The organism is Streptomyces chartreusis, from assembly GCF_008704715.1.
GTDB lineage: Bacteria > Actinomycetota > Actinomycetes > Streptomycetales > Streptomycetaceae > Streptomyces > Streptomyces chartreusis.
In genome coordinates, this window is record NZ_CP023689.1 from 4,979,435 (window position 1) to 5,002,167 (window position 22,733).

Annotated in this window: 21 protein-coding genes; 12 read left to right on the forward strand and 9 right to left on the reverse strand. The window is 68.4% G+C overall.

The features are described from left to right. Nucleotides 1-103: 103 nt before the first annotated feature. Both CP983_RS21660 and CP983_RS21665 read left to right on the forward strand, forming a co-directional pair. On the forward strand, nt 104-2,731 hold the full coding sequence (locus tag CP983_RS21660) for a transglycosylase domain-containing protein (RefSeq protein ID WP_167537745.1): 2,628 nt from the start codon (nt 104-106) through the stop codon (nt 2,729-2,731). A gap of 207 nt (nt 2,732-2,938) precedes the next feature. Then, complete coding sequence (locus CP983_RS21665) at nt 2,939-4,441, forward strand: glycosyltransferase family 87 protein (protein ID WP_150501241.1); 1,503 nt, start codon at nt 2,939-2,941, stop codon at nt 4,439-4,441. Between the two features lie 148 nt (nt 4,442-4,589). Here the strand turns inward: CP983_RS21665 and CP983_RS21670 are convergent, their stop codons facing one another. The 3 genes from CP983_RS21670 to CP983_RS21680 form a co-directional block, all read right to left on the reverse strand. Next, nucleotides 4,590-5,621 (reverse strand): alanine racemase, encoded by a 1,032-nt coding sequence (locus tag CP983_RS21670; protein ID WP_107904986.1) that lies wholly within the window; start codon nt 5,619-5,621, stop codon nt 4,590-4,592. Nucleotides 5,622-5,719: 98 nt separating this feature from the next. Beyond that, entirely contained in the window at nt 5,720-6,838 is a 1,119-nt protein-coding gene (gene femX, locus CP983_RS21675) for a peptidoglycan bridge formation glycyltransferase FemX (protein ID WP_030951926.1), read from the reverse strand. Nucleotides 6,839-7,055: 217 nt separating this feature from the next. Further along, nucleotides 7,056-7,361, reverse strand: a complete 306-nt coding sequence (locus CP983_RS21680; RefSeq protein ID WP_150501243.1) for a hypothetical protein — start codon at nt 7,359-7,361, stop codon at nt 7,056-7,058. A 263-nt stretch (nt 7,362-7,624) separates the two neighbouring features. Between CP983_RS21680 and rpsF the strand changes: the two genes are divergently transcribed. The 4 genes from rpsF (at nt 7,625) to rplI (ending at nt 9,354) form a co-directional block, all read left to right on the forward strand. Beyond that, the gene (gene rpsF, locus CP983_RS21685; RefSeq protein WP_010353482.1) at nt 7,625-7,915 is read left to right on the forward strand and encodes a 30S ribosomal protein S6; all 291 of its coding nucleotides are present in this window, start codon (nt 7,625-7,627) and stop codon (nt 7,913-7,915) included. 80 nt (nt 7,916-7,995) lie between these two features. Then, complete coding sequence (locus CP983_RS21690) at nt 7,996-8,595, forward strand: single-stranded DNA-binding protein (RefSeq protein WP_107904988.1); 600 nt, start codon at nt 7,996-7,998, stop codon at nt 8,593-8,595. A 57-nt stretch (nt 8,596-8,652) separates the two neighbouring features. Continuing rightward, on the forward strand, nt 8,653-8,889 hold the full coding sequence (gene rpsR / locus CP983_RS21695) for a 30S ribosomal protein S18 (RefSeq protein ID WP_003949403.1): 237 nt from the start codon (nt 8,653-8,655) through the stop codon (nt 8,887-8,889). Nucleotides 8,890-8,907: 18 nt separating this feature from the next. Further along, on the forward strand, nt 8,908-9,354 hold the full coding sequence (gene rplI, locus CP983_RS21700) for a 50S ribosomal protein L9 (protein ID WP_030953359.1): 447 nt from the start codon (nt 8,908-8,910) through the stop codon (nt 9,352-9,354). 211 nt (nt 9,355-9,565) lie between these two features. Here rplI and CP983_RS21705 read toward each other — a convergent pair whose 3' ends face one another. Then, nucleotides 9,566-10,903 carry an MATE family efflux transporter gene (locus tag CP983_RS21705; RefSeq protein ID WP_150501245.1) on the reverse strand — a complete coding sequence of 446 codons (1,338 nt, stop codon included), beginning with the start codon at nt 10,901-10,903 and terminating at the stop codon, nt 9,566-9,568. A gap of 459 nt (nt 10,904-11,362) precedes the next feature. Between CP983_RS21705 and dnaB the strand changes: the two genes are divergently transcribed. Further along, nucleotides 11,363-12,841: a replicative DNA helicase gene (dnaB, locus tag CP983_RS21710; RefSeq protein WP_107904989.1), complete on the forward strand. Its 1,479-nt coding sequence runs from the start codon at nt 11,363-11,365 to the stop codon at nt 12,839-12,841. A 59-nt stretch (nt 12,842-12,900) separates the two neighbouring features. Continuing rightward, nucleotides 12,901-14,292: a serine hydrolase domain-containing protein gene (locus CP983_RS21715; protein WP_150501247.1), complete on the forward strand. Its 1,392-nt coding sequence runs from the start codon at nt 12,901-12,903 to the stop codon at nt 14,290-14,292. A gap of 94 nt (nt 14,293-14,386) precedes the next feature. On the opposite strand, the gene CP983_RS21720 is transcribed toward CP983_RS21715, so the two are convergent. Next, a complete protein-coding gene (locus CP983_RS21720; protein WP_125524317.1) occupies nt 14,387-14,839 on the reverse strand; it encodes a GNAT family N-acetyltransferase in 453 nt (150 codons plus the stop codon). A 9-nt stretch (nt 14,840-14,848) separates the two neighbouring features. Continuing rightward, nucleotides 14,849-15,307 carry a MarR family winged helix-turn-helix transcriptional regulator gene (locus tag CP983_RS21725; RefSeq protein ID WP_150501249.1) on the reverse strand — a complete coding sequence of 153 codons (459 nt, stop codon included), beginning with the start codon at nt 15,305-15,307 and terminating at the stop codon, nt 14,849-14,851. Nucleotides 15,308-15,449: 142 nt separating this feature from the next. Between CP983_RS21725 and CP983_RS21730 the strand changes: the two genes are divergently transcribed. Next, entirely contained in the window at nt 15,450-16,661 is a 1,212-nt protein-coding gene (locus CP983_RS21730) for an MFS transporter (protein WP_150501250.1), read from the forward strand. Between the two features lie 122 nt (nt 16,662-16,783). Next, nucleotides 16,784-17,206 carry a GlcG/HbpS family heme-binding protein gene (locus tag CP983_RS21735; RefSeq protein ID WP_150501252.1) on the forward strand — a complete coding sequence of 141 codons (423 nt, stop codon included), beginning with the start codon at nt 16,784-16,786 and terminating at the stop codon, nt 17,204-17,206. A gap of 110 nt (nt 17,207-17,316) precedes the next feature. Here the strand turns inward: CP983_RS21735 and CP983_RS21740 are convergent, their stop codons facing one another. Next, nucleotides 17,317-18,183: a GNAT family N-acetyltransferase gene (locus CP983_RS21740; protein ID WP_150501254.1), complete on the reverse strand. Its 867-nt coding sequence runs from the start codon at nt 18,181-18,183 to the stop codon at nt 17,317-17,319. A gap of 201 nt (nt 18,184-18,384) precedes the next feature. On the opposite strand from CP983_RS21740, the gene CP983_RS21745 reads away from it, so the two are divergent. Together CP983_RS21745 and CP983_RS21750 are read left to right on the forward strand one after the other, a co-directional pair. Further along, nucleotides 18,385-19,017: an HAD family hydrolase gene (locus tag CP983_RS21745; protein ID WP_150501256.1), complete on the forward strand. Its 633-nt coding sequence runs from the start codon at nt 18,385-18,387 to the stop codon at nt 19,015-19,017. A gap of 393 nt (nt 19,018-19,410) precedes the next feature. Beyond that, complete coding sequence (locus CP983_RS21750; protein ID WP_150501258.1) at nt 19,411-21,138, forward strand: globin domain-containing protein; 1,728 nt, start codon at nt 19,411-19,413, stop codon at nt 21,136-21,138. A gap of 2 nt (nt 21,139-21,140) precedes the next feature. Here the strand turns inward: CP983_RS21750 and CP983_RS21755 are convergent, their stop codons facing one another. Then, a complete protein-coding gene (locus tag CP983_RS21755) occupies nt 21,141-21,623 on the reverse strand; it encodes an NUDIX domain-containing protein (RefSeq protein WP_030967399.1) in 483 nt (160 codons plus the stop codon). A gap of 147 nt (nt 21,624-21,770) precedes the next feature. Then, nucleotides 21,771-22,676 carry a LysR family transcriptional regulator gene (locus tag CP983_RS21760; protein WP_125529898.1) on the reverse strand — a complete coding sequence of 302 codons (906 nt, stop codon included), beginning with the start codon at nt 22,674-22,676 and terminating at the stop codon, nt 21,771-21,773. Nucleotides 22,677-22,733: the final 57 nt, after the last annotated feature.

Consider the following 22,733-nt stretch of genomic DNA (forward strand, 5'->3'; position numbering starts at 1 on the left):
CGGGTGAATGAGGAACCGGCCACATCCGTACTCCGGGGGGACCGGAAAACCGCCGCCGTTGCCAGGCGCCCAGGGGTGCGCCTGTCCAAGGAGTAGTCGTTCGATGAGCGAGCACCGTCGCAAACCGCCGCAGCCGCAGGGAGGCGGACGTGCCGCGGCCCGACGCGGCCAGGCCGGCTCGTCCGCCGGCCGCCGAGCGGCACCGCGAGGCGCCACCGGATCTCCCTCCGACTCGTACGGGTCGGGTTCCACCGGTTCGGCGAGCGAGGAACGTGAGTACGGCGGCCGCGCCGAAGCACGACGCGCGGCCCAGAGAAGCGCCGGTGGCCGGCGCAAGGCGCCCGAACCGGGCAGAGGCGGCCGCCGCGGCGCCCCGGGCGGGCCGAGCGGGCCCGGGCGGGGCAGAGGGCGGGCGGCACCGCCGCCCAACAAGCGGTTCATCGACTATCCCCGCGCCGGCAAGGACGGCCTCGCGCGCTGGACGCCGTCGTGGCGCCTGGTCACGGGAGCGTTCCTCGCGTTCATGGGTGGTCTGATCGCCGCCGCGGGCATCGGGTACGCCATGGTCGGGATCCCGAAGGCCCAGGACACCGCCCTGGCGCAGAACAACGTCTTCTACTGGTCCAACGGCAAGCAGATGGCGGCGACCGGCGGTCAGACGAACCGCCAGCTCGTGAGCGATGCCGAGATCCCGCGGGAGATGAAGGACGCGGTGGTCTCCGCCGAGAACGCGTCCTTCTACGACGACAAGGGCATCGACCCGGCGGGTATCGGGCGTGCTCTCCTCAACATGGCGAAGGGCGGCGAGACGCAGGGTGGTTCGACGATCACCCAGCAGTTCGTCAAGAACACCTACCTGAGCCAGGAGCAGACGGTCACCCGTAAGTTCAAGGAACTGTTCATCTCCATCAAGGTCGGCCAGAAGCTGTCCAAGGACGAGATCCTTGCCGGCTACCTGAACACCGCCTACTACGGCCGTAACGCCTACGGCATCCAGGCGGCGGCGCAGGCCTACTTCGGCGTGGACGCCACGAAGCTCACCACCACGCAGTGCGCCTTCCTGGCCTCCGTCCTGAAGGGTCCGAACTTCTACAACCCCGACGGGGGTGTGGGAGCGAACGCTTCCGCGGACCAGAACACCAAGCGGGCCAAGGACCGTTGGTCGTGGATCCTGGACCGCATGGTCGAGGTCGGACGCCTGACGCCGGCGGACCGGGCCAAGGTCGGCGAGTTCCCCACGCTGAAGAAGCAGAACTCGAACCTGTCCGGGCAGTCCGGCTATCTGATCGACATCGCCAAGGAGTACGTCGCCAAGAAGGCAGGTCTCTCTCCCGAGGACCTGGAGAAGGGCGGCTACCGGATCTACACGACCTTCGACAAGGAGAAGGTCAACCAGATGGCGGCGGCCGTCGAGAAGACGCGCAAGAGCTTCCTCAACACCAAGAAGCGGGAGAAGGACAAGTACGTCCAGTTCGGCGGGGCGTCGGTCGATCCCAAGTCCGGAGCGATCGTCGCGCTGTACGGCGGCGAGGGCTACGACAAGGGGCACTACTCCAACAACGCCAACACTCTGGGTGTGCCGGTCGGCTCGACCTGGAAGCCCATCGTGCTGGCTTCCGCGATGGAGTACGGGACCTATGAGACCGACGGAGAGCCGCTCTCGCCGCTGACGAAGTACAACGGCAACGACCTTCTGGTGATCAAGGACCAGAACGGCGACCCGATCATGGGCAACAACGGCAAGCCGTTCCGGCAGAAGAACGAGGGCACCACGGCCTGGGGTGACGTGACCCTCACGAAGGCCATGGAACAGTCGATCAACAGCCCGTTCGCTCAGCTGGGTATCGACGTCGGCCTGTCCAACACCCAGAAGATGGCGAACAAGATGGGTATCTCGTCCGCCTTCTTCGACAAGGGCAACATCAGGAACGTCTCCTTCTCGCTCGGTACCTCGACCCCCAGCGCCATCCGCATGGCCGACGCGTACGGCTCCTTCGCCGCGTCGGGCGAGCACTACGAGCCGTACTCGGTCACCAAGGTCCTCAAGGACGGCGAGCCGCTCGAAGGCTTCGAGAAGCCGGAGAAGCAGACCGCCATGGACGAGAACGTCGCGAACAACGTGACGGACGTCCTGCAGAACGTGGTCAAGAACGGCACCGGTAAGAAGGTCGCGGACATCGGGTTCCCGGTGGCCGGCAAGACGGGTACGACCGACGAGAACAAGTCGGCGTGGTTCGTCGGCTACACCAGGGAGCTGTCCACAGCGGTCACGCTGTTCCGGACGGACCCGGGCAAGGGCAAGCTGCTCTCCATGAACGGCACCGGCGGTGTGACCTCCATCCATGGTGGTGACATTCCGGCGCAGGTCTGGAAGGACTACATGGCCGAGGCCATGAAGGGCATCGACTACGAGGAGTTCCCGCCGGCGGAGCCCCTCGGGGAGATCATCGAGGAGACGCCCACACCCACCGTGGCGCCGTCGCCCACCGAGACGGTCGAGGAAAGCCCCACGCCGACCCCGACGCCTTCGGAGACGGACACCTCGCCGACGCCTACGCCCACCGACACCTGTGGTGAGTTCGACTGGCAGTGCGACAACAGCAACGGTGGACAGAACGGTGGCTCGGACGGAGGGACGACCTCGTCACCGACGCCAACGGAAACAGAGACGGACAACACCGGAGGTAATGCCAACGGCAACGGAGGCATCTTCGGTGGACCGTCAGGCTGACCGAGGGCTCATCTGACGGAAGAAGGCCGGTGGCCGGTACCCATGAGGTGGGTGCCGGCCACCGGCCTTTGTTGCTGGTGCGGGGCCTCGCGGGCAGCAGATCGGCGGGCTGTTTCACGTGAAACGTCGGTTTCACGTGAAACACTCAACCGCCCCACCGCCTTAGCCCTCGCACTGTTCTCAGACTGGTACGGCAGGATGTGCCCCATGCCCAGTGCAGAGACGACGCCCACGAGTGTGCACGAGCCCGACCCGGTGGTGCAGCCGACCAAGGAAGACGAGGTCGCCGCGAACGGGAGCGAGCTGATCGGCGGCCCCATCGGACCGCGTGCCCTCCTCGGGACGTCCTGGTGGACCCCCGTGCGGATCGTCGCGCTCGTCGCGATCGGCATGTTCGCCCTCGGGCTGGTCCAGAAGGCGCCCTGCTACAACGGCGCCTGGTTCTTCGGCGCCAGCTCGCAGTACACGCACGCCTGCTACTCGGACATCCCGCACCTTTACCAGGGACGCGGCTTCGCCGACGGGCTCGTGCCGTACTTCGACAAGCTCCCCGGCGACATGGAGTACCTCGAGTACCCGGTGCTGACCGGAGTCTTCATGGAGGTCGCCTCCTGGCTCACCCCGGGCAGCGGCAGCATCCAGGACCAGGAGCAGTGGTACTGGATGGTCAACGCCGGGATGCTGATGGCGTGCGCGGCCGTCATCGCCGTCTGCGTGAGTCGTACGCACATCCGACGCCCCTGGGACGGCCTGATGGTCGCCCTGGCGCCCGCCTTCGCGCTGACCGCGACCATTAACTGGGACCTGCTGGCCGTCGCTCTGACGGCCGCGGCGATGCTGATGTGGTCCCGAGGCCGTTCCCTCGCCTTCGGGATCCTCCTGGGCCTGGCCACGGCCGCGAAGCTCTATCCCGTCTTCCTGCTGGGCCCGTTGTTCGTCCTGTGCTGGCGCGCCGGCAAGTGGCGGGACTTCGGCAAGGCGCTGGGCGGCACCGTGGTCGCCTGGCTGGTCGTGAACCTTCCGGTGATGCTGCTCGCCTGGGACGGCTGGTCGCAGTTCTACCGCTTCAGCCAGGAGCGCGGCGTCGACTTCGGATCCTTCTGGCTGATCCTGGCCCAGAACTCCGACGACCCGCTGAGCACCGAGTCCGTCAACACGCTGGCCACGCTGCTGATGCTGCTGTGCTGCGCCGGTGTCGCCGTGCTCACGCTCACCGCGCCCAGGCGCCCGCGCTTCGCCCAGCTGGCCTTCCTGATCGTCGCCGCGTTCATCCTCACCAACAAGGTCTACTCGCCGCAGTACGTCCTCTGGCTGGTGCCGCTGGCCGTCCTGGCCCGGCCGAGGTGGCGGGACATCCTCATCTGGCAGGCCTGCGAGGTCGCCTACTTCCTCGGAATCTGGCTGTACCTCGCGTACACGACGAGCGGAGACGCTCACAAGGGCCTGCCGCCGGACGGCTATCACTGGGCCATCGGCGCACATCTGCTCGGCACGCTGTACCTGTGCGCCGTCATCGTGCGGGACATCCTCATGCCCGAGCGCGATCCGGTGCGGCGTACCGGTGAGGACGACCCCTCGGGCGGCGTCCTCGACAAGTCCGAGGACGTGTTCGTGCTCGGCGCCGCGACGCATCCTCCGCGGCATGCGGCGCACTTCGAGGGGCCTCAAGTGGAATGGGGCAACCGCGGGGCCACCGGCAGTTCGCTCTGAGCGAACATGGCTCGTGAGAGCCACGCCGAAGGCCCTGCGCGGAGCGGGACCGGCAGCGAAAAGGCCGTACACGGAGGAGTCCGTGTACGGCCTTTCGTGGTTGCGGCGTTGGCGGCCGGCGGCGGTTCAGCGGCCGAGCGACGCCGGATCAGCGGTCGACGATGCGGTCGAACTGCGTGGTGGTGTGCCGCAGATGGGCGACCAGTTCGTCGCCGACCTTCGGCTCCGGGGCGTCCGACGGGACGAACAGGATCGAGACCTGCATGTGCGGCGGCTCGGCGAACCAGCGCTGCTTGCCTCCCCACACGAAGGGAGCGAGGTTCCGGTTGACCGTGGCGAGGCCGGCCCGTGCGACGCCCTTGGCGCGCGGCATGACGCCGTGGAGGGCCTTCGGGGCCTCCAGACCCACCCCGTGCGACGTACCGCCCGCCACGACCACCAGGAAGCCGTCAGAGGCCGCCTTCTGCTGCCGGTAGCCGAAGCGGTCGCCCTTGGAGACGCGCGTGACGTCCAGGACGGCGCCGCGGTACTCGGTGGCGTCGTGGTCCCCCAGCCACAGCCGGGTGCCGATGCGGGCGCGGAAGCGGGTCTGCGGGAACTGCTGCTGGAGGCGGGCGAGTTCCTCGGCCTTGAGGTGGCTGACGAACATCGTGTGGAGCGGCAGCCGGGCCGCGCGCAGCCGGTCCATCCAGCCGATGACCTCCTCGACGGCGTCGGAGCCGTCGGTGCGGTCCAGCGGCAGGTGGATGGCGAAGCCCTCCAGCCGGACGTTCTCTATGGCGGAGTGCAGCTGCGGCAGGTCGTGCTCGTTTACACCGTGCCGCTTCATCGAGGACATCACCTCGATGACGACACGGGCGCCCACCAGGCCGTACACACCGTCCACCGACGACACCGAGCGGATGACCCGGTCCGGCAGCGGGACGGGCTCCTCGCCGCGCCGGTACGGCGTCAGCACCAGCAGGTCACCACCGAAGTAGTCCTTGATGCGCGCGGCCTCGTACGTCGTGCCGACGGCGAGTATGTCCGAGCCCAGCCGTGTGGCCTCCTCCGCCAGCCGCTCGTGCCCGAACCCGTAGCCGTTGCCCTTGCAGACCGGGACGAGGCCCGGGAACTGCTCCTGCACATGCTTGTGGTGCGCCCGCCAGCGCGCGGTGTCGACGTAGAGCGTGAGCGCCATGGCCGGACCTGGAACCTTTCTGGTGGCTGCGGTGTATCAGAGATATGGAAGCTATCGACGGTGCAGCTGTTGACGGTATCGAAGCAGAGAACGCAAGGTCAGCGACGCGACATGTAGATGTCCAGCGCCTTGTGGAGCAGCTTGTTCAGCGGGAAGTCCCACTCGCCGAGGTACTCGGCGGCCTGGCCACCCGTGCCCACCTTGAACTGGATCAGGCCGAAGAGGTGGTCGGTCTCGTCCAGCGAGTCGGAGATGCCGCGCAGGTCGTAGACGGTGGCGCCGAGCGCGTAGGCGTCGCGCAGCATCCGCCACTGCATCGCGTTCGAGGGCCGGACCTCACGGCCGATGTTGTCGGAGGCGCCGTAGGAGTACCAGACGTGCCCGCCGACGATCAGCATCGTCGCCGCCGACAGGTTCACACCGTTGTGGCGGGCGAAGTACAGCCGCATGCGGTTGGGGTCCTCGGTGTTGAGGGCCGTCCACATGCGCTGGAAGTACGACAGCGGACGCGGCCGGAAGTGGTCGCGCACGGCCGTGATCTCGTACAGACGCTGCCATTCCTCGAGGTCCTGGTAACCGCCCTGGACGACCTCGACGCCGGCCTTCTCGGCCTTCTTGATGTTGCGTCGCCACAGCTGGTTGAAGTTCTTGTGGACCTCTTCCAGGGACCGGTTGGCCAGCGGCACCTGGTAGACGTAGCGGGGCTGCACGTCGCCGAAGCCGGCCCCGCCGTCCTCGCCCTGCTGCCAGCCCATGCGACGCAGCTTGTCGGCGACCTCGAAGGCGCGCGGCTCGATGAAGTCGGCCTCGATGTCACGCAGCCGCTTCACGTCCGGGTTCTGGATGCCCGCCTTGATGGAGGTGGCCTCCCAGCGCCGGATGATCACCGGCGGGCCCATCTTCACGGAGAAGGCGCCCTGCTGCTTGAGGTGCGCGAGCATCGGTTCCAGCCACTCGGTCAGATTCGGCGTGAACCAGTTGATGACCGGGCCCTCGGGCAGATAGGCGAGGTAGCGCTTGATCTTGGGCAGCTGGCGGTAGAGGACGAGACCCGCGCCGACCAGCTCGCCGCTCCTGTCGAACCAACCGAGGCTCTCCGAACGCCACTCAGCCTTGACGTCAGCCCAGGCCGGGACCTGCATGTGGCTGGCCGCGGGCAGGCTCTGGATGTAGGCCAGATGCTGCTCGCGACTGATCGTCCTCAGGGTCAGGCTCATTCGGGGCGCTCCTCGGGCTGGTGTGTCCCCATGGGTTCAGGGGCTCCGGCTCTCGCGCCGAAGCCTACTGCGCCTTTGGAGCGCCCCGACTGGGCGTACGGCAGCTTCGCCCCGGCTTCCGCGCCGCCGAGGCGTTCGAGAGTGTTCTATGCGCTGTTCTACCGGTGTTCGGGAGACGATTCCCCCGGCCGGTGCGGGAAGGGCATTGCCCCCGACATCAGCCGCCGAAGAGCCCGCCGTGCGCCATGCCGAGGAAGAAGCCGACTCCGGAGGCGCCGAGACCCACGATCAGGCCGAAGCGCTCACGGGTCGTCTCCGAGATCCACTGGCCGTACGCGCCGGCGAGGATGCCCACCAGACCCGTCCAGGAGCTGAGCAGGTGCAGGAAGTCGAACTGTGCCGTGATGAACGAGGTGATACCGAGCACCAGGGTCACCACGAGCAGGGTGTCCTGGACGGGATGGGGCTTTCCGTCAGTGGCGAAGAGGCCTCCGACGGTGTTGGGTCGCAATGCCTGTGCCATAGGGCACCTCCTGCGGAAGACGGCGCATCGTAGCGCCATACACACCCGATGTGTACAGATTGTGGCCGACGGCGGCCGGATTTCAACCGGAAGCAGGTGTGCGGGTAGTGTGTACCGTCTGCACCGATGTCTGCCCGGGCCAGCTCGGGGAAACCGCGAGGTCACCCCGATTGCCAGTGCCCGCCGATACCGTTGCGTACGCATCACAACCCTCCTGCCACGGAACGACCGTGGCCGCTGAGTCCAAAGGAGGTGGGTTCCACATGCGTCACTACGAGGTGATGGTCATCCTCGACCCCGATCTGGAGGAGCGCGCTGTCGCCCCCCTGATCGAGAACTTCCTCTCCGTCGTCCGTGAGGGCAACGGCAAGGTCGAGAAGGTCGACACCTGGGGCCGTCGTCGTCTCTCGTACGAGATCAAGAAGAAGCCCGAGGGCATCTACTCGGTCATCGATCTGCAGGCCGAGCCTGCGATCGTCAAGGAGCTCGACCGCCAGATGAACCTGAACGAGTCGGTCCTCCGGACCAAGGTCCTCCGCCCCGAGACCCACTGAGCTCTCCCGCTCAGCTGATCTCGGGATTCGAGTAGCAGCAACCAAGCAGCCAGAGCAGCAAACCCGCCGAGAGGTTCCCCATGGCAGGCGAGACCGTCATCACGGTCGTCGGCAATCTTGTCGACGACCCCGAGCTGCGCTTCACCCCCTCCGGTGCGGCGGTCGCGAAGTTCCGTGTCGCGTCCACTCCCCGCACCTTCGACCGTCAGACGAACGAGTGGAAGGACGGCGAGAGCCTGTTCCTGACCTGCTCGGTCTGGCGTCAGGCGGCGGAGAACGTGGCCGAGTCGCTCCAGCGAGGCATGCGCGTCATCGTGCAGGGCCGGCTGAAGCAGCGGTCCTACGAGGACCGTGAGGGCGTCAAGCGCACGGTCTACGAGCTGGACGTCGAGGAAGTCGGCGCCAGCCTGCGGAACGCCACGGCGAAGGTCACCAAGACCTCCGGTGGCGCCCGTGGTGGCCAGGGTGGTTACGGCGGCGGTGGCGGCCAGGGTGGCGGCGGCTGGGGTGGAAACTCCGGCGGTGGCCAGCAGGGCGGCGGCGGTGCTCCTGCCGACGACCCGTGGGCGACCGGCGCTCCCGCCGGTGGCAACCAGGGCGGCGGCGGTGGCGGCGGCTGGGGTGGAAACTCCGGCGGCGGCCAGCAGGGCGGCGGCTACTCGGACGAGCCCCCCTTCTAGACCCTCGGGTCTGGGGTGGGCCGTACCCAAACTTCTTGATCACACAGGAGAAACATCATGGCGAAGCCGCCTGTGCGCAAGCCGAAGAAGAAGGTCTGCGCTTTCTGCAAGGACAAGGTCACATACGTGGACTACAAGGACACGAACATGCTGCGGAAGTTCATTTCCGACCGCGGCAAGATCCGTGCCCGCCGCGTGACCGGCAACTGCACGCAGCACCAGCGTGACGTCGCCACGGCCGTCAAGAACAGCCGTGAGATGGCGCTGCTGCCCTACACCTCCACCGCGCGATAAGGGAAGGGTGACCGAACAATGAAGATCATCCTCACCCACGAGGTCTCCGGCCTCGGTGCCGCGGGCGACGTCGTCGACGTCAAGGACGGTTACGCTCGCAACTACCTGATCCCGCGGAAGTTCGCTATCCGCTGGACCAAGGGTGGCGAGAAGGACGTCGAGCAGATCCGTCGCGCTCGCAAGATCCACGAGATCCAGACCATCGAGCAGGCCAACCAGATCAAGGGCCAGCTCGAGGCCGTCAAGGTTCGTCTGGCTGTCCGCTCCGGTGACGCCGGTCGTCTCTTCGGTTCCGTCACGCCGGCCGACATCGCTTCGGCGATCAAGGCTGCCGGTGGCCCCGAGGTCGACAAGCGCCGCATCGAGCTGGGCTCCCCGATCAAGACCCTGGGCGCCCACGAGACGTCCGTGCGTCTGCACCCCGAGGTTGCCGCCAAGGTCAACATCGAGGTCATCGCGGCCTGATCGCTGCGCTCGGCTTGAACAGCTGAATGAAGGGGCCGTACCTGTTGAGGTACGGCCCCTTCATCGTGCAGAGGACGGCCCCTGCGCTGTACGGGAGGGGGCCGGAGTTCCCGGAAGGGGCGGCAGGCCTTCATGGGCCGCGTCCGTTTCACGTGAAACAGCGTGTTTCACGTGAAACAGTCAGCGCCGCGCCCCGTGATGATCCTGCGTCTCAGCGCGTCGCGCCCGTGACGATCCAGCGCCCCGAGCGGGCACGCAGCCAGAGCGTCAGCATGCGGACCGCCATCATCAGCGTCATGGCCGCCCAGATCGCCGTGAGGCCGCCGCCCAGCACAGGTACGAGCAGTGCGACCGGAGTGAACACGGCCAGCGTGAGCACCATGGCCCAGGCGAGGTACGGACCGTCCCCCGCTCCCATCAGGACGCCGTCCAGGACGAACACGACGCCGCAGATCGGCTGGGAGAGCGCCACCACGAGAAGCGCGGGCAGGGCGGCATCCTTGACGACCGAGTCGCTGGTGAACAACGGCAGGAAGAGCGGCCGGGAGATCACCACGAGAAGGCCCAGGACGACGCCTGCTGCGATGCCCCACTCCACCATGCGGCGACAGGCGGCTCGGGCGCCCTCGGCGTCTCCGGCGCCGAGGTACCTGCCGATGATGGCCTGGCCGGCGATGGCGATGGCGTCCAGCGCGAAAGCGAGCAGGCTCCACAGCGAGAGGATGATCTGGTGTGCCGCGATGTCGGCGTCCCCCAGCCGGGCCGCCACGGCCGTCGCGATCATGAGGATCGCCCTCAGCGAGAGCGTGCGGACCAGCAGAGGTACTCCGGCCTGTGCGGAGGACCTGATCCCGGCAGCGTCGGGGCGCAGGGAGGCACCGTGCTTGTGGGCTCCGCGGACGACGACCACGAGGTAGATCGCGGCCATGCCGAACTGGGCGATGACCGTGCCCCAGGCGGAACCTGCGATGCCGAGGTCGGCGCCGTAGACGAGGCCCACGTTGAGGACGGCGTTGGCGACGAAGCCAGCCACGGCGACGTACAGCGGGGTCCTGGTGTCCTGAAGGCCGCGCAGGACGCCGGTGGCGGCGAGGACGACGAGCATGGCCGGTATGCCGAGTGCCGAGATCCGCAGATAGGTGGTGGCGTACGGAGCCGCGGTGTCCGAGGCGCCGAAGAGTTCCACGAGAAACGGTGCTGTGGGCAGGACGACCGCGATGACGGCGACACCCAGGAGGATGGCCAGCCAGATACCGTCCATGCCCTGGCGTATCGCGGCCTGAAGATCGCCGGAGCCGACGCGTCGGGCGACGGCCGCTGTGGTGGCGTAGGCGAGGAAGACGAAGACACTGACGGCCGTCATGAGGAGGGCCGAGGCGACCCCGAGGCCGGCGAGCTGGGCGGTGCCGAGATGGCCGACGATCGCGCTGTCGGCCATGACGAAGAGTGGCTCGGCGACGAGTGCGCCGAAGGCCGGGACGGCCAGTGCGACGATCTCTCGATCGTGCTGTCGCCGGGCAGCCTTGGGTCTCGCGGGGGCCTGTGTCATGGCCACCAATCTAATCGTCCACAGGTAAGAGATGCAATTGAGTAGTGACCCTTACTTGCCGTCTCGCGTCGTGTCCTTTCGCGCACCGTTCGAAGCGATCTTGGTCCGACTGGGGAAGTTTTTCTTCTGCACAGCCGGTGGATGGCAAAACAGCAGGTCAGAAGCGGTTGCCGAGAATCATTCCGAGCTTGTTCACAGGGCTGTCCACCGGGTCGTGCACAGGTTTTGAGGAGTTCTCCACAGCATCCGGGCCGTCGTCCACATGGCCTGTGGATAACCAGATTGGCTGACGGTGCCCGCGGGCCTACCGTGGTCCGGCGCCCGCTCCGTCCGTCGGCCGTGAAAGCGTCACAAAACCGACGTGCCTGAACCGGAGTTGGGCCTCTTATTTGTCAGTGGCGTGCCGTAGAACAGAGAGGCACGGCGAGGTCCGCTCGGCGGACGGGAGGAGGTGGCTCGGTGAGCATTTCCGAGCCCTTGGACGACCCGTGGGCCGACAGCGGTCCCAGTGATCGTCTGCCCGCCTCCCGCCGGCGCGGCGAAGGTGGCCGCGGACGCGACGAGCAGCATGATCGCGGCCGGGACAACGGCGAATGGGACGGTGGCGGTTCGACCTTCGAGCGGGTCCCGCCCCAGGACCTCGACGCCGAGCAGTCCGTCCTCGGCGGCATGCTCCTGTCCAAGGACGCCATCGCCGATGTGGTCGAGGTCATCAAGGGCCACGACTTCTACAAGCCGGCGCACGAGACGATCTTCCAGGCGATCCTCGACGTCTACGCCAAGGGCGAGCCGGCCGACCCCATCACCATCGCTGCCGAGCTCACCAAGCGCGGTGAGATCAACAAGGTCGGCGGCGCCTCCTATCTGCACACCCTCGTCCAGACCGTGCCGACGGCGGCGAACGCCGAGTACTACGCGGAGATCGTCCACGAGCGGGCCGTGCTGCGCCGCCTGGTCGAGGCCGGCACCCGCATCACGCAGATGGGATACGCGGCCGACGACGACGTCGACGAGATCGTCAACCGCGCCCAGGCCGAGGTCTACGCGGTCACCGAACAGCGCACCAGCGAGGACTACCTCCCGCTCGGCGACATCATGGAGGGTGCGCTCGACGAGATCGAGGCCATCGGTTCGCGCTCCGGCGAGATGACCGGTGTGCCCACCGGGTTCACGGATCTCGACTCGCTCACCAACGGACTGCACCCGGGCCAGATGATCGTCATCGCGGCCCGTCCCGCCATGGGTAAGTCCACGCTCGCCCTGGACTTCGCGCGTGCGGCGTCGATCAAGCACAACCTGGCGAGCGTCATCTTCTCCCTGGAAATGGGGCGCAACGAGATCGCGATGCGTCTGCTGTCGGCCGAGGCGCGGGTGGCCCTGCACCACATGCGTTCCGGAACCATGACGGACGAGGACTGGACCCGGCTGGCGCGACGGATGCCCGAGGTCTCGGCGGCACCGCTCTACATCGACGACTCCCCGAACCTGTCGATGATGGAGATCCGCGCCAAGTGCCGTCGACTGAAGCAGCGCAACGACATCAAGCTCGTGATCATCGACTACCTCCAGCTGATGCAGGCCGGTGGCTCCAAGCGCTCCGAGAGCCGTCAGCAGGAGGTCTCGGACATGTCCCGTAACCTCAAGCTCCTGGCGAAGGAGCTCGAGGTCCCGGTGATCGCGCTGTCGCAGCTGAACCGTGGTCCCGAGCAGCGCACGGACAAGAAGCCGATGGTGTCCGACCTGCGTGAGTCCGGCTCCATCGAGCAGGACGCCGACATGGTGATCCTGCTGCACCGCGAGGACGCCTACGAGAAGGAGTCGCCGCGCGCCGGCGAGGCCGACATCATCGTGGGCAAGCACCGTAACGGTCCGACGGCGACGATCACGGTCGCCTTCCAGGGTCACTACTCGCGGTTCGTGGACATGGCGCAGACCTGATCCACGCCTCCGCCGGAATGCGCTCGACTCCCGAGCGGACGGCGGGGTGGACTGTGGGCATGACGACTTCTCAGGACGAGCTGCTACCCGCAACCCGCCATGCCCTGCTGCACCGCATCGCCATGGCCCAGGCCGAGGGGCGTGCGCCCTCGATGGTGGCCGCGGTCGTGCGGGGCGGACGGGCGGTGTGGCACGGCTCGCGTACGTCGGTGGACGGGCACGGGCCGGACGAGCATGTGCAGTACCGCGTCGGCTCGATCACCAAGACCTTCACCGCCGTTCTCGTCCTGCGCCTGCGCGACGAGGGTCTGCTCGCCCTCGGGGACCCGCTGGAGAAGCATCTGCCGGGCACGGGTGCGGGGGAGGCCACCATCGCCGAACTGCTCGCGCACGCGAGCGGGCTGGCGGCCGAGTCGCCGGGGCCCTGGTGGGAGCGGACCTCGGGATCCCTGCGACCCGAGCTGTCCGACGTCCTCGGCGAGCAGCCCTTCCTGCATCCGTCCGGCCGCCGGTTCCACTACTCCAACCCCGGCTACACGCTGCTGGGCGCACTGGTGGAGAAGCTGCGCGGAGCCCCGTGGGAGGACGTACTCCGGCAGGAAGTGCTCGAACCTCTCGGGCTGACCCGCACGAGTGCGCAGCCGCAGGCACCGCACGCCGGGGGCTGGGCCGTGCATCCCTGGGCCGACGTGATGCTCCCCGAGCCGGTCGAGGACCTCGGCCGTATGGCTCCCGCCGGTCAACTCTGGTCAACCACCGCTGACTTGGCGCGGTTCGCGGCCTTCCTGATCCAGGGCGACGACCGGGTGCTCAGCGCCGAGTCGCTGCGCGAGATGAGGACGCCGGCCGCTCCGATGGAGGCCGCGGACGTGGCGAGCGGCTATGCGTACTGCCTGGGCCTGGAGCTCCGGCACCAGGGCGGCAGGGCGCTGATCGGGCACACGGGTTCGCTGCCGGGCTTCCTCGCCTGCCTCACCGTCAGCGTGGAGGACGATCTCGCCGCTGTCGTCCTGGCCAACTGCACCTCCGGACCGCTGCTGTTCACGGTCGCCGCCGACCTCGTGCGGATCGTCGCCGAGGCCGAGCCGCGCATCCCCGAGCCGTGGCGGCCGATGCAGCACGTCGATCCGGCGGTCCTGGAGCTGGCCGGGCAGTGGTACTGGGGCACGCATGCCTTCGCACTGCGGCTGGCGGCCGACGGGCTGGTCTCCCTGGAGCCGCTGTCCGGCAAGGGCCGCGGCTCGCGGTTCCGGCCCAACGGTGACGGCACATGGACGGGACTGGAGGGCTATTACGCCGGAGAGCTCCTGAAGGCCGTACGACGCCCTGACGGGACCGTGGACCACCTGGACCTCGGGTCGTTCGTGTTCACGCGCCAGCCGTACGACGAGGGGGCTGCCGTGCCGGGTGGAGTGGATGCCGAGGGGTGGCGGGGGACCGACCGGCTCTGACCGTCGGCCGGAGTGCCTCCCGTGCCGTGGGTGCTCGTGCTGCGTGGCGGGGGACCAAAGCGCCTGTTTCACGTGAAACAGGCGCCTCGCCGTTTCACAGCTCGAGCTTGAAGCCCGCGTGCGAGGCCGCGAAACCGAGCCGCTCGTAGAAGCGGTGGGCGTCCGTACGGCTCTTGTCGGAGGTCAGCTGCACCAACTGGCAGTTCTGACGCCGGGATTCATCGATGGCCCACTCGATGAGCCGCGTGCCCAGGCCGCTCCCGCGCTCGTCGGCATGGATGCGTACGGCTTCGATGATCGACCTGGTCGCTCCGCGCCGGGACAGTCCGGGAATGACCGTGAGCTGGAGCGTGCCGATGACACGGCCCTCGCGGACGGCGACGACCAGGTGCTGGTTCGGGTCGCCGGTGAGCCGCTCGAACGCGGCGAGGTAGGGCGTCAGGTCGTCGAGCGACTCGCGCCGGGCGCCGAGCGGATCGTCCGCGAGCATGCCGACGATCGCGGGGATGTCGTCGGTGGCAGCGGGGCGTATCTCAAGATCTCCCATGCCCGCACCCTATGCGGGCGCGGGCAGCGACTCGACGACCCGGACCAGTGGAACGAGTTCGGGGAGCTTCGCGGCCTCGTCCAGGGCCTCGCGAAGCGCCTTGTCGTTGGTGGGGCGGGCCTCGTCGAGGAGTGCGAGGCCGGCTTGGGTGACGTCGGTGTAGATGCCGCGGCGGTCGGTGGGGCAGAGGTAGCGGGAGAGCAGCCCGCGGTCTTCGAGGCGGGTGACGAGGCGGGTGGTGGCGCTCTGGCTGAGGACAACGGCGTCGGCGACCTGCTTCATCTGGAGGTGGCCGCCTTCGCCGTTGTGCTGGCGGCTGAGGACGTCGAGCAGGGAGTACTCGCGCACGCTGAGGTCGTGGCCGGTCTGTAGGGCGCGCTCGATGTGTGTCTCGATCCTGCCGTGCAGCAGGGAGAGGGCGCACCAGCCCTGGGCGAGGGCGGTGAGCGCGGGGTCTGTCGCTGTCATGTCGGTTCCTCCGTCCCGGAGCGGCTGAAGGCAGGGTAGAGCAGGATCGCAATAGCCTGCGCTTGCAAGTATGCCGCGCCTGCAAGTATTGTCTTCGAACGTAAAGCGCTCCTGCAATCTTCCGGGAAGGTGTTACCCCTCCATGCCTCTCGCGCTTCTGGCCCTCGCGATCGGGGCCTTCGGAATCGGAACGACCGAGTTCGTGATCATGGGCTTGCTGCCCGAGGTCGCGGGTGACTTCGGCGTCTCCATCCCCACCGCCGGGCTGCTGGTCACCGGATACGCGCTCGGCGTGGTCCTCGGCGCCCCGCTGATGACCGTGCTCGGCACCAAGGTCTCCCGCAAGCGGATGCTGATGCTGCTGATGGTGCTCTTCATCGCCGGCAACCTGCTGTCCGCCTTCGCCCCCACCTTCGCGGTGATGCTCATCGGCCGCGTGGTCGCCTCGCTCGCTCACGGTGCCTTCTTCGGCATCGGTTCGGTCGTCGCGGCCGACCTGGTAGCCCCGGACAAGAAGGCCGGAGCCATCGCGATGATGTTCACCGGTCTCACCGTCGCCAACGTGGTCGGTGTTCCGCTGGGCACGTTCGTCGGACAGGCCGCCGGCTGGCGCGTCACCTTCGGCATCGTCGCCGCCCTCGGCGTCGTCGGCCTGATCGGCATCGCCAAGCTCGTCCCCGACATGCCCAAGGCAGAGGGCGTACGCCTTCGCCATGAGCTCGCCGCCTTCAAGAACGCCCAGGTCCTGCTCGCCATGGCGATGACGGTCCTCGGCTTCGGCGGGGTCTTCGCGGCCATCACCTACATCGCGCCGATGATGACCCACGTCGCCGGTTTCGCCGACGGCTCCGTCACCTGGCTGCTGGTCCTCTTCGGACTCGGCATGGTCGGCGGCAACCTGATCGGCGGCAAGTACGCCGACCGCGCCCTGATGCCCATGCTCTACGTCTCTCTGGGCGCCCTCGCCGTCGTGCTCGCGCTCTTCACGCTCACGGCGCACAGTAAGGTCCTCGCGGCCGCCACCATCGCGCTGATCGGTGCCCTGGGCTTCGCCACCGTTCCCCCGCTCCAGAAGCGCGTCCTCGACCAGGCGCACGGCGCCCCGACGCTGGCCTCGGCCGTGAACATCGGCGCCTTCAATCTCGGCAACGCCCTCGCTGCCTGGCTCGGCGGGATCGTCATCGCCGGCGGCTTCGGCTACACGTCGCCCAACTGGGTCGGCGCCGCCCTCGCCGCGTCCGCGCTGCTGCTCGCGTTCCTCTCGGCAGCACTGGAGCGCCGCGACGGAGCCGCCAGCAGCGCCGTCGTCGCGGGCAGCGCCCCCGTCGAGCAGCGAGCCGCCGTGCACCACTGAGCCGGCCCTGTGCGGGGTCAGGGCCGCCCCCGCACACCTCTCCCGCCCGGTGCGCCCCGGTGGCCTGCCGGCGCGACACCACACCGCTTCACCTCAGTACCCACAGCAAGGAGAACCCCCTCATGAGCACCACGACCGCAGTCGCCCCGCTGACCACCCAGGACGCCGACCTCCTCATCGCCGCCGCGCACCAGGCTGCCGAGGCGGCCGGGGTGAACGTCAGCGTCACCGTCCTGGACGCCGGAGGCCACCTGCTCGCCTTCCGCCGTGACGACCGCGCCGTACTGATCGCCGGGGAGACCAGCACCCGCAAGGCCTACACGGCACTCCAGCTCAACGCCCCCACCGCCGACCTTGTCGACGCCGTACAGCCGGGAGGGCTCTTCCACACCCTGCCCACCGCGCTCGACCGCCCGCTGCTGTTCATCGCGGGCGGTGTGCCGGTCCACCGGGACGGCCGGCTGATCGGCGCGATCGGTGTCGGCGGCGGCGCGCCGGACCAGGACCACGGTTTCGCGACGACCGCGATCAAGGCGCTCGCCTGACGGCACCCCCACATCGGCCTCGTCCGACAGAACCTGCACATGGACGAGGAAACGCCGGCTCCCGAGGGGGCCGGCGTTTCCCATGGGTGTTGAAGCCCGCGGTCGAGCCCTCAGCCCGCCGCGACCGTCAGCGGAGCGAACCGCCGGGGCCAGTCGCCGGGCAGCTCGGAGATGCCGTACGTCATGACCGAGTTGAAGGCGACGGAGGCCAGGCCGTGCTCCTTCGCCCAGGACAGCAGCTCCTCGTGGCGTACGTCGATGTCCGTGCGCAGAGGGCGGTCGGTGTGGACGGCGAGGGAGGCGATGAGTGCCTTCGCTGTCTCGGTGTCACGAGCGATCAGCGGACCCACGACATGCGTGTCCATGTTGGGCCAGGCACCCGTGTAGCCGATGATCCGGCCGTTCTCCTCGGCGACGCGCAACTGGTCGGCGAAGGCGGGCAGCCGCGTGACGATGTGGGTGCGATCGGCGCCGAACACCTCCTCGTCGAGCCGCACGATGGTGCTGAGGTCTTCGGCGGTGGCGGCACGTGTGGCGACCGAGGGCACCGACGCACCGGGCGTGAAGTGTCCGCGCAGCATCTCCGCCCGCCCGGTGACCTTGAAGCCGAGCTCCTCGTACAGCGGCCGGCCGTTCGGCGTCGCGTGCAGCGTCAGCGGCATCGTACCCATCGAGTCGACGATGTGCCGCATGAACCGGCGTCCGATGCCCCGGCGGGCATGCCGCTCGGCGACCAGGACCATGCCGATCGCTCCCAGTTCGGGGCGTTCCCGCGGACCGTACTCCGTGACGACGCAGGCGCTGACGAGACCGCCGTCGGGGTCGTCGATGCCGTAGCCCCTCCCGGCTGTGAGCAGGAACTGCCACTTGTGTTCCTCACGGGGCCAGCCCCGATCCTCGGACAAGTCTGCGCAGGCGGTGAGGTCGCGAGGCGTCAGACGGCGGATGGGCAGAGCGGCGAGGGAAGGAGTCGGCACGCAGGTCAGGCTGTCTGACAACAGCCCTGATCGTCCACCAGTTTCCGGGGAGACGTACGACCTTTTGGCCATGTCATGGACGCCCGCACAGTGTGCCGATAGACGCTGGGTGTTTCACGTGAAACATGGGCGAACGGCGAGCATCCGCCAAAGGGCCTTGCAAGAAGGGATTGGCGGCATTCGCCATTAGCCTGATGGTTCATGGCGAGACTGCACCTCTTCGACTTGGACGGCACGCTTCTGCGTGGAACATCTGCGCCCGTGGAGATCTCACGCCAGCTTGGGCTGGAGCTTGAGACGGTCGCGCTCGACCGCGAGGTCTCGGCAGGGCTGATCGGCCCTCCGGAGTATGCACAGCGGGTGCATGCGCTCTGGGCCGATCTCACGGAGGTCCATGTGGCGGCCGCTTTCGAGGGTGCTCCTTGGATGACCCGGATCCGGGAGGTCTGGGCCGAGATCAGGGGACAAGGCGACTACTGTGCCGTGATCTCGCTTTCGCCCTCATTCTTCGTGGAACGGCTGACGGGCTGGGGCGTGCACGCGGCATACGGCTCACGCTTTCCGGCCGTGCCGTTCACCGAACCCGTCGATCCGGCCGGAGTGCTCAGTGCCGAGGCGAAGGTTCGCATCGCCGACCTGCTCTGTGCGGAGTTCGGCGTGACGCGAGCCGAATGCGTCGCCTATGGCGACTCAGGGTCGGACAAAGCCCTGTTCGGAGCTGTTCCGGTGTCTGTCGCGGTCAACGCGGACCATCATCTGGCTGGCCTTGCGACCCATACCTACATGGGGATGGATCTGTGGGAAGCCTATGAATTGGTGCGCAGCGGCCGGTAATTGAAGGAATTAACCGTTCGTCCCCTCGCCCATTTCGTGTGGACGCAAGGGGGGACTTGTGATCGGGGCCTTGGCCGGTAGGGTCGACTCCGGTTCGTGTCCGAGCTGTGATCCAGACTCCCGGCGTGGACCGAGCGCAAGGCAGAGCAGCGTAATGGGACGGAGAGATCGAAGACCCGCATTCTCGGTTATGGAGCCAGGGCGCTGACGCTGGGTGGGATGCTGCGGTGAGAGCACTGCGGCCAATGTCACACTCTCGCCTTACTTGTCCGTACTGGGCGTGAATGCGGGTTGAATGTGGCCGTATTGGATCGCGGCAACGAACGGGGAATGCAAGCCGTCGCGGGGGATCAGGCACCTTCCGATCGAGGAAGTGCGCAGACCGACCGAAAGATGTTCGAGGCGAGGCACACCATGGACGCTCCGACCACCACGTCGGCCGACAACGGCACTTCCGGCGGCGGGGGCGGCTGGTTCACGCCGCGCAAGCAGCCGGCGACGACTCCGGGCACTGAACAGGAAGCCACCGAAGGCCGACGACTTGCCGCCATGCGCCCGGTGGGCAGGACGTTGACGACCGACGAAGAGGCCCGGCCGGCCGAGGACCGAGATACGGGCCCCGGCGAGGCACACCAGGCAGCGGGCCCCGATCGCACCGGCGCCGGCACGAGGGCAGCCGGTCCCGATCACACGGGCGCCGGGGCGAGGGCACCACAGCAGGGAGCCCCGCCCTCGACGGCTCCCCCTGAACGGCCCGCCTCCGGGCACATACCGCCTCCCCAGCCGACGCCCCCCACCGCTCCGGCATCGAGTCAACCGCCGTACGCCACAGCCCAGGCCGCCCCGGCACGGCCCCAGACGTCGTCCTTCAGCGCCTTCGAGGCATCCGGGCCCGTTGCGGCGCCCACCTCTACCGCGCAGCCGCCGTCCCCTTCGCAGCCGGGCTCCTTCGCACCGCCCGCCCAGCAGCTGCACGTCCCGTCCCAGCGCCCCGCTCCGGCCCAACCCGCCTCCCCGGACGCCGTACTGATCCGCCGGACGATGGCCGAGGTGGGCCCCGTGGCCGACAAGGTCACCTCGTACTTCTACGCGCTGCTCTTCGTGCGCCACCCCGACCTGCGGTCCCTGTTCCCCGCGGCGATGGACACCCAGCGGGACCGGCTGCTGAAGGCCCTGCTCACCGCGGCCGAGCACATAGACAACAAGCCCGTCCTCGTCGACTACTTGCAGAACCTCGGCCGTGGCCACCGCAAGTACGGCACCCGGCCCGAGCACTACCCGGCCGTCGGCGAGTGCCTCATCGGCGCGCTCAGCAAGTACGCGCCCGACATCTGGAGCGGCGAGATGGAGGCCGCCTGGGTCCGGGCGTACACGACGATCTCCCAGGTCATGATCGACGCCGCCGCGGCCGACGAACTGCGCGCCCCCGCCTGGTGGTACGCGGAGGTCGTGTCGCACGAGCTGCGAACCTCGGACGTCGCCGTCCTCACCGTCCGCCCCGACCAGCCCTATCCGTTTCTCGCCGGGCAGTACACGAGCGTGGAGACGCCCTGGTGGCCCCGGGTCTGGCGGCACTACTCCTTCGCCTCCGCGCCCCGCTCCGACGGCCTGCTGACGTTCCATGTGAAGGCCGTGCCCGCGGGCTGGGTCTCCAACGCGCTGGTCCACCGCGCCCGCCCGGGAGACATCATCCGGCTCGGCCCGCCCGGCGGCTCCATGACCGTGGACCACACGACCGACAGCGGGCTGCTCTGCCTGGGCGGCGGCACCGGCATAGCGCCCATCAAGGCACTGGTCGAGGACGTCGCCGAGCACGGCGAGCGGCGACCGGTCGAGGTCTTCTACGGCGCCCGCACCGACCAGGACCTCTACGACATCGACACGATGCTCAGGCTCAAGCAGTCCCACCCGTGGCTGGAGGTCCGCCCCGTGGTGGACCGGCAGGGACTGCTCCAGCTCCCCGAAGCCATCCGCGAGTACGGACCCTGGACCGAGTACGACGCCTATGTCTCCGGTCCGCCCGGCATGATCCGCAGCGGTGTCGACGTGCTGAGGGCCAGCGGCGTCCCGGTCAGCCGCATACGCCATGACTCGGTGGAGGAACTCGTCGTCGCGTTGTGAGGTCAGCCCAGGTCGGGCGCGTGCATCGCGCGCACTCCCTCGATGTTCCCGTCGAGGTAGTGCCGCAGTGACAGCGGCACGAGATGGACGGACGCGATCCCGACCCGGGTGAACGGCACTCTCACGATCTCGTACTCGCCGATGGGCTCGTCCACCTCGGGGCCGTGCCGCAAGGACGGGTCCATGGACCCCAGGTGGCAGACGAAGAAGTGCTGCACCTTCACACCGGTCGCTCCGCCGTCCTCGCCGATGTGCTCCACGGTGTCGACGAAGCAGGGCACCACATCGGTGATCTTGGCGCCGAGTTCCTCGTAGACCTCGCGGTGCAGGGCGTCGACGACGGTCGCGTCCGTCGGCTCGACGCCGCCACCGGGCGTGAGCCAGTACGGATCCATGCCGGGCTTGGTGCGCTTGATCAGGATCAAGTCGTTGCCGTCCAGGAGAACGGCGCGTGCGGTGCGCTTGACCACGGGTCGGACGGTCATGGGAGAAATGTGGCCCGGCTGGTTCCACGTGAAACATCGCGAAACGTCACCGGTCGAGCTCACCGGGTGATGTCCCTGCCGGGCGGGCGCAGATGGGCCGCAAGCCGCCGCTCGCACCCATCGAATCGCGCCGCTCAGGCGCCGTGCTCAGGCCCAGTCCGAGGCCGCTCGCAGCAGCCACTCATGGGCCCGCGCGATATGCGGCATCGCCAGCGTGCCGGTGCGGACCACAAGGAAGTACGTCCGCAGCGGCGGCACCGTCGGATCGTGCAGGGCGACGACCTCGCCCCGCTCCAGAGCGGCGGCACACAGGTAGCGGGGCAGCACCGCGAGCCCCGCTCCCGCGCCCGCACAGGCCAGGACCGCGCGCAGGTCGGGGACGATCACCGTGCCCGGCGCGGCAGGGCGGCAGTCGTAGACCGAAGCCCAGTAACGGGAGACGAAGGGGAGGGACTCGTGCACCTCCACCACCGGCACGTCCTCCAGGGCATGCGCACCCTTGTGGCGCAGTTGGCCCTCACCGATCCGCTCGACCCAGCGGGGAGCGGCGACGAGCACGTGCTCCTCGTCGCAGAGCGGAGTCGCCGTGAGCAGGGCGCCGCGGGGACGGGCCGTACTGATGGCCAGATCCTGATGTCCGGCGGCCAGCCCCTCCAGGGCTTCCTCGGCGTTCCCGAAGGACGCGCGCAAGGCGAAGCCCTGGCCGTCCTCGCCGGTCAGCTCGGTGAGTGCGGGCAGCGCGCGCTCTGCCGTGAACTCGGGAGGGCCGGCGAGGTGCAGGGACCGCAGGGAGGAATCGTCGTCGAGGCCGGTCTCGGTGATCTCGACCAGGGCGTCGAGATGCGGCGCGGCCTTGTGGGCGAGCTCGTCGCCGATGGTCGTGGGGGTCACCCCGCGGGCCTGGCGCAGAAACAGAGGGCGGCCCAACTGCCGCTCCAGGGTGCGGATCTGCGAGGTCACGGCCGGCTGCGACAGCCCCAGCAGCGCGGCGGCGCGAGTGAAGGAGCCGGCCCGGTGCACGGTCACAAAGGTGCGCAACAAGGCCAGATCCATACCCGACGCTCCCCTTCCCCGCCCTTCTCCCCACCCCCAGGGCAGGGCCCAACTATA

Bases quoted from the DNA above. Each gene is read 5' to 3' on its own strand.
- CP983_RS21670 (WP_107904986.1), bottom strand. From the start codon at position 5,621: ATGGCGCTCACGCTCTACGTCGACACCGCGCGCTGGCGGGCGCACCAC.
- CP983_RS21720 (WP_125524317.1), bottom strand. From the start codon at position 14,839: ATGGGAGATCTTGAGATACGCCCCGCTGCCACCGACGACATCCCCGCG.
- femX (WP_030951926.1), bottom strand. From the start codon at position 6,838: ATGAGCCTGACCCTGAGGACGATCAGTCGCGAGCAGCATCTGGCCTAC.
- CP983_RS21735 (WP_150501252.1), top strand. From the start codon at position 16,784: ATGAGCACCACGACCGCAGTCGCCCCGCTGACCACCCAGGACGCCGAC.
- CP983_RS21745 (WP_150501256.1), top strand. From the start codon at position 18,385: ATGGCGAGACTGCACCTCTTCGACTTGGACGGCACGCTTCTGCGTGGA.
- CP983_RS21760 (WP_125529898.1), bottom strand. From the start codon at position 22,676: ATGGATCTGGCCTTGTTGCGCACCTTTGTGACCGTGCACCGGGCCGGC.
- CP983_RS21680 (WP_150501243.1), bottom strand. From the start codon at position 7,361: ATGGCACAGGCATTGCGACCCAACACCGTCGGAGGCCTCTTCGCCACT.
- CP983_RS21725 (WP_150501249.1), bottom strand. From the start codon at position 15,307: ATGACAGCGACAGACCCCGCGCTCACCGCCCTCGCCCAGGGCTGGTGC.
- CP983_RS21715 (WP_150501247.1), top strand. From the start codon at position 12,901: ATGACGACTTCTCAGGACGAGCTGCTACCCGCAACCCGCCATGCCCTG.
- CP983_RS21750 (WP_150501258.1), top strand. From the start codon at position 19,411: ATGTTCGAGGCGAGGCACACCATGGACGCTCCGACCACCACGTCGGCC.
- CP983_RS21705 (WP_150501245.1), bottom strand. From the start codon at position 10,903: ATGACACAGGCCCCCGCGAGACCCAAGGCTGCCCGGCGACAGCACGAT.
- CP983_RS21730 (WP_150501250.1), top strand. From the start codon at position 15,450: ATGCCTCTCGCGCTTCTGGCCCTCGCGATCGGGGCCTTCGGAATCGGA.
- rpsR (WP_003949403.1), top strand. From the start codon at position 8,653: ATGGCGAAGCCGCCTGTGCGCAAGCCGAAGAAGAAGGTCTGCGCTTTC.
- rpsF (WP_010353482.1), top strand. From the start codon at position 7,625: ATGCGTCACTACGAGGTGATGGTCATCCTCGACCCCGATCTGGAGGAG.
- CP983_RS21665 (WP_150501241.1), top strand. From the start codon at position 2,939: ATGCCCAGTGCAGAGACGACGCCCACGAGTGTGCACGAGCCCGACCCG.
- CP983_RS21660 (WP_167537745.1), top strand. From the start codon at position 104: ATGAGCGAGCACCGTCGCAAACCGCCGCAGCCGCAGGGAGGCGGACGT.
- rplI (WP_030953359.1), top strand. From the start codon at position 8,908: ATGAAGATCATCCTCACCCACGAGGTCTCCGGCCTCGGTGCCGCGGGC.
- CP983_RS21690 (WP_107904988.1), top strand. From the start codon at position 7,996: ATGGCAGGCGAGACCGTCATCACGGTCGTCGGCAATCTTGTCGACGAC.
- CP983_RS21755 (WP_030967399.1), bottom strand. From the start codon at position 21,623: ATGACCGTCCGACCCGTGGTCAAGCGCACCGCACGCGCCGTTCTCCTG.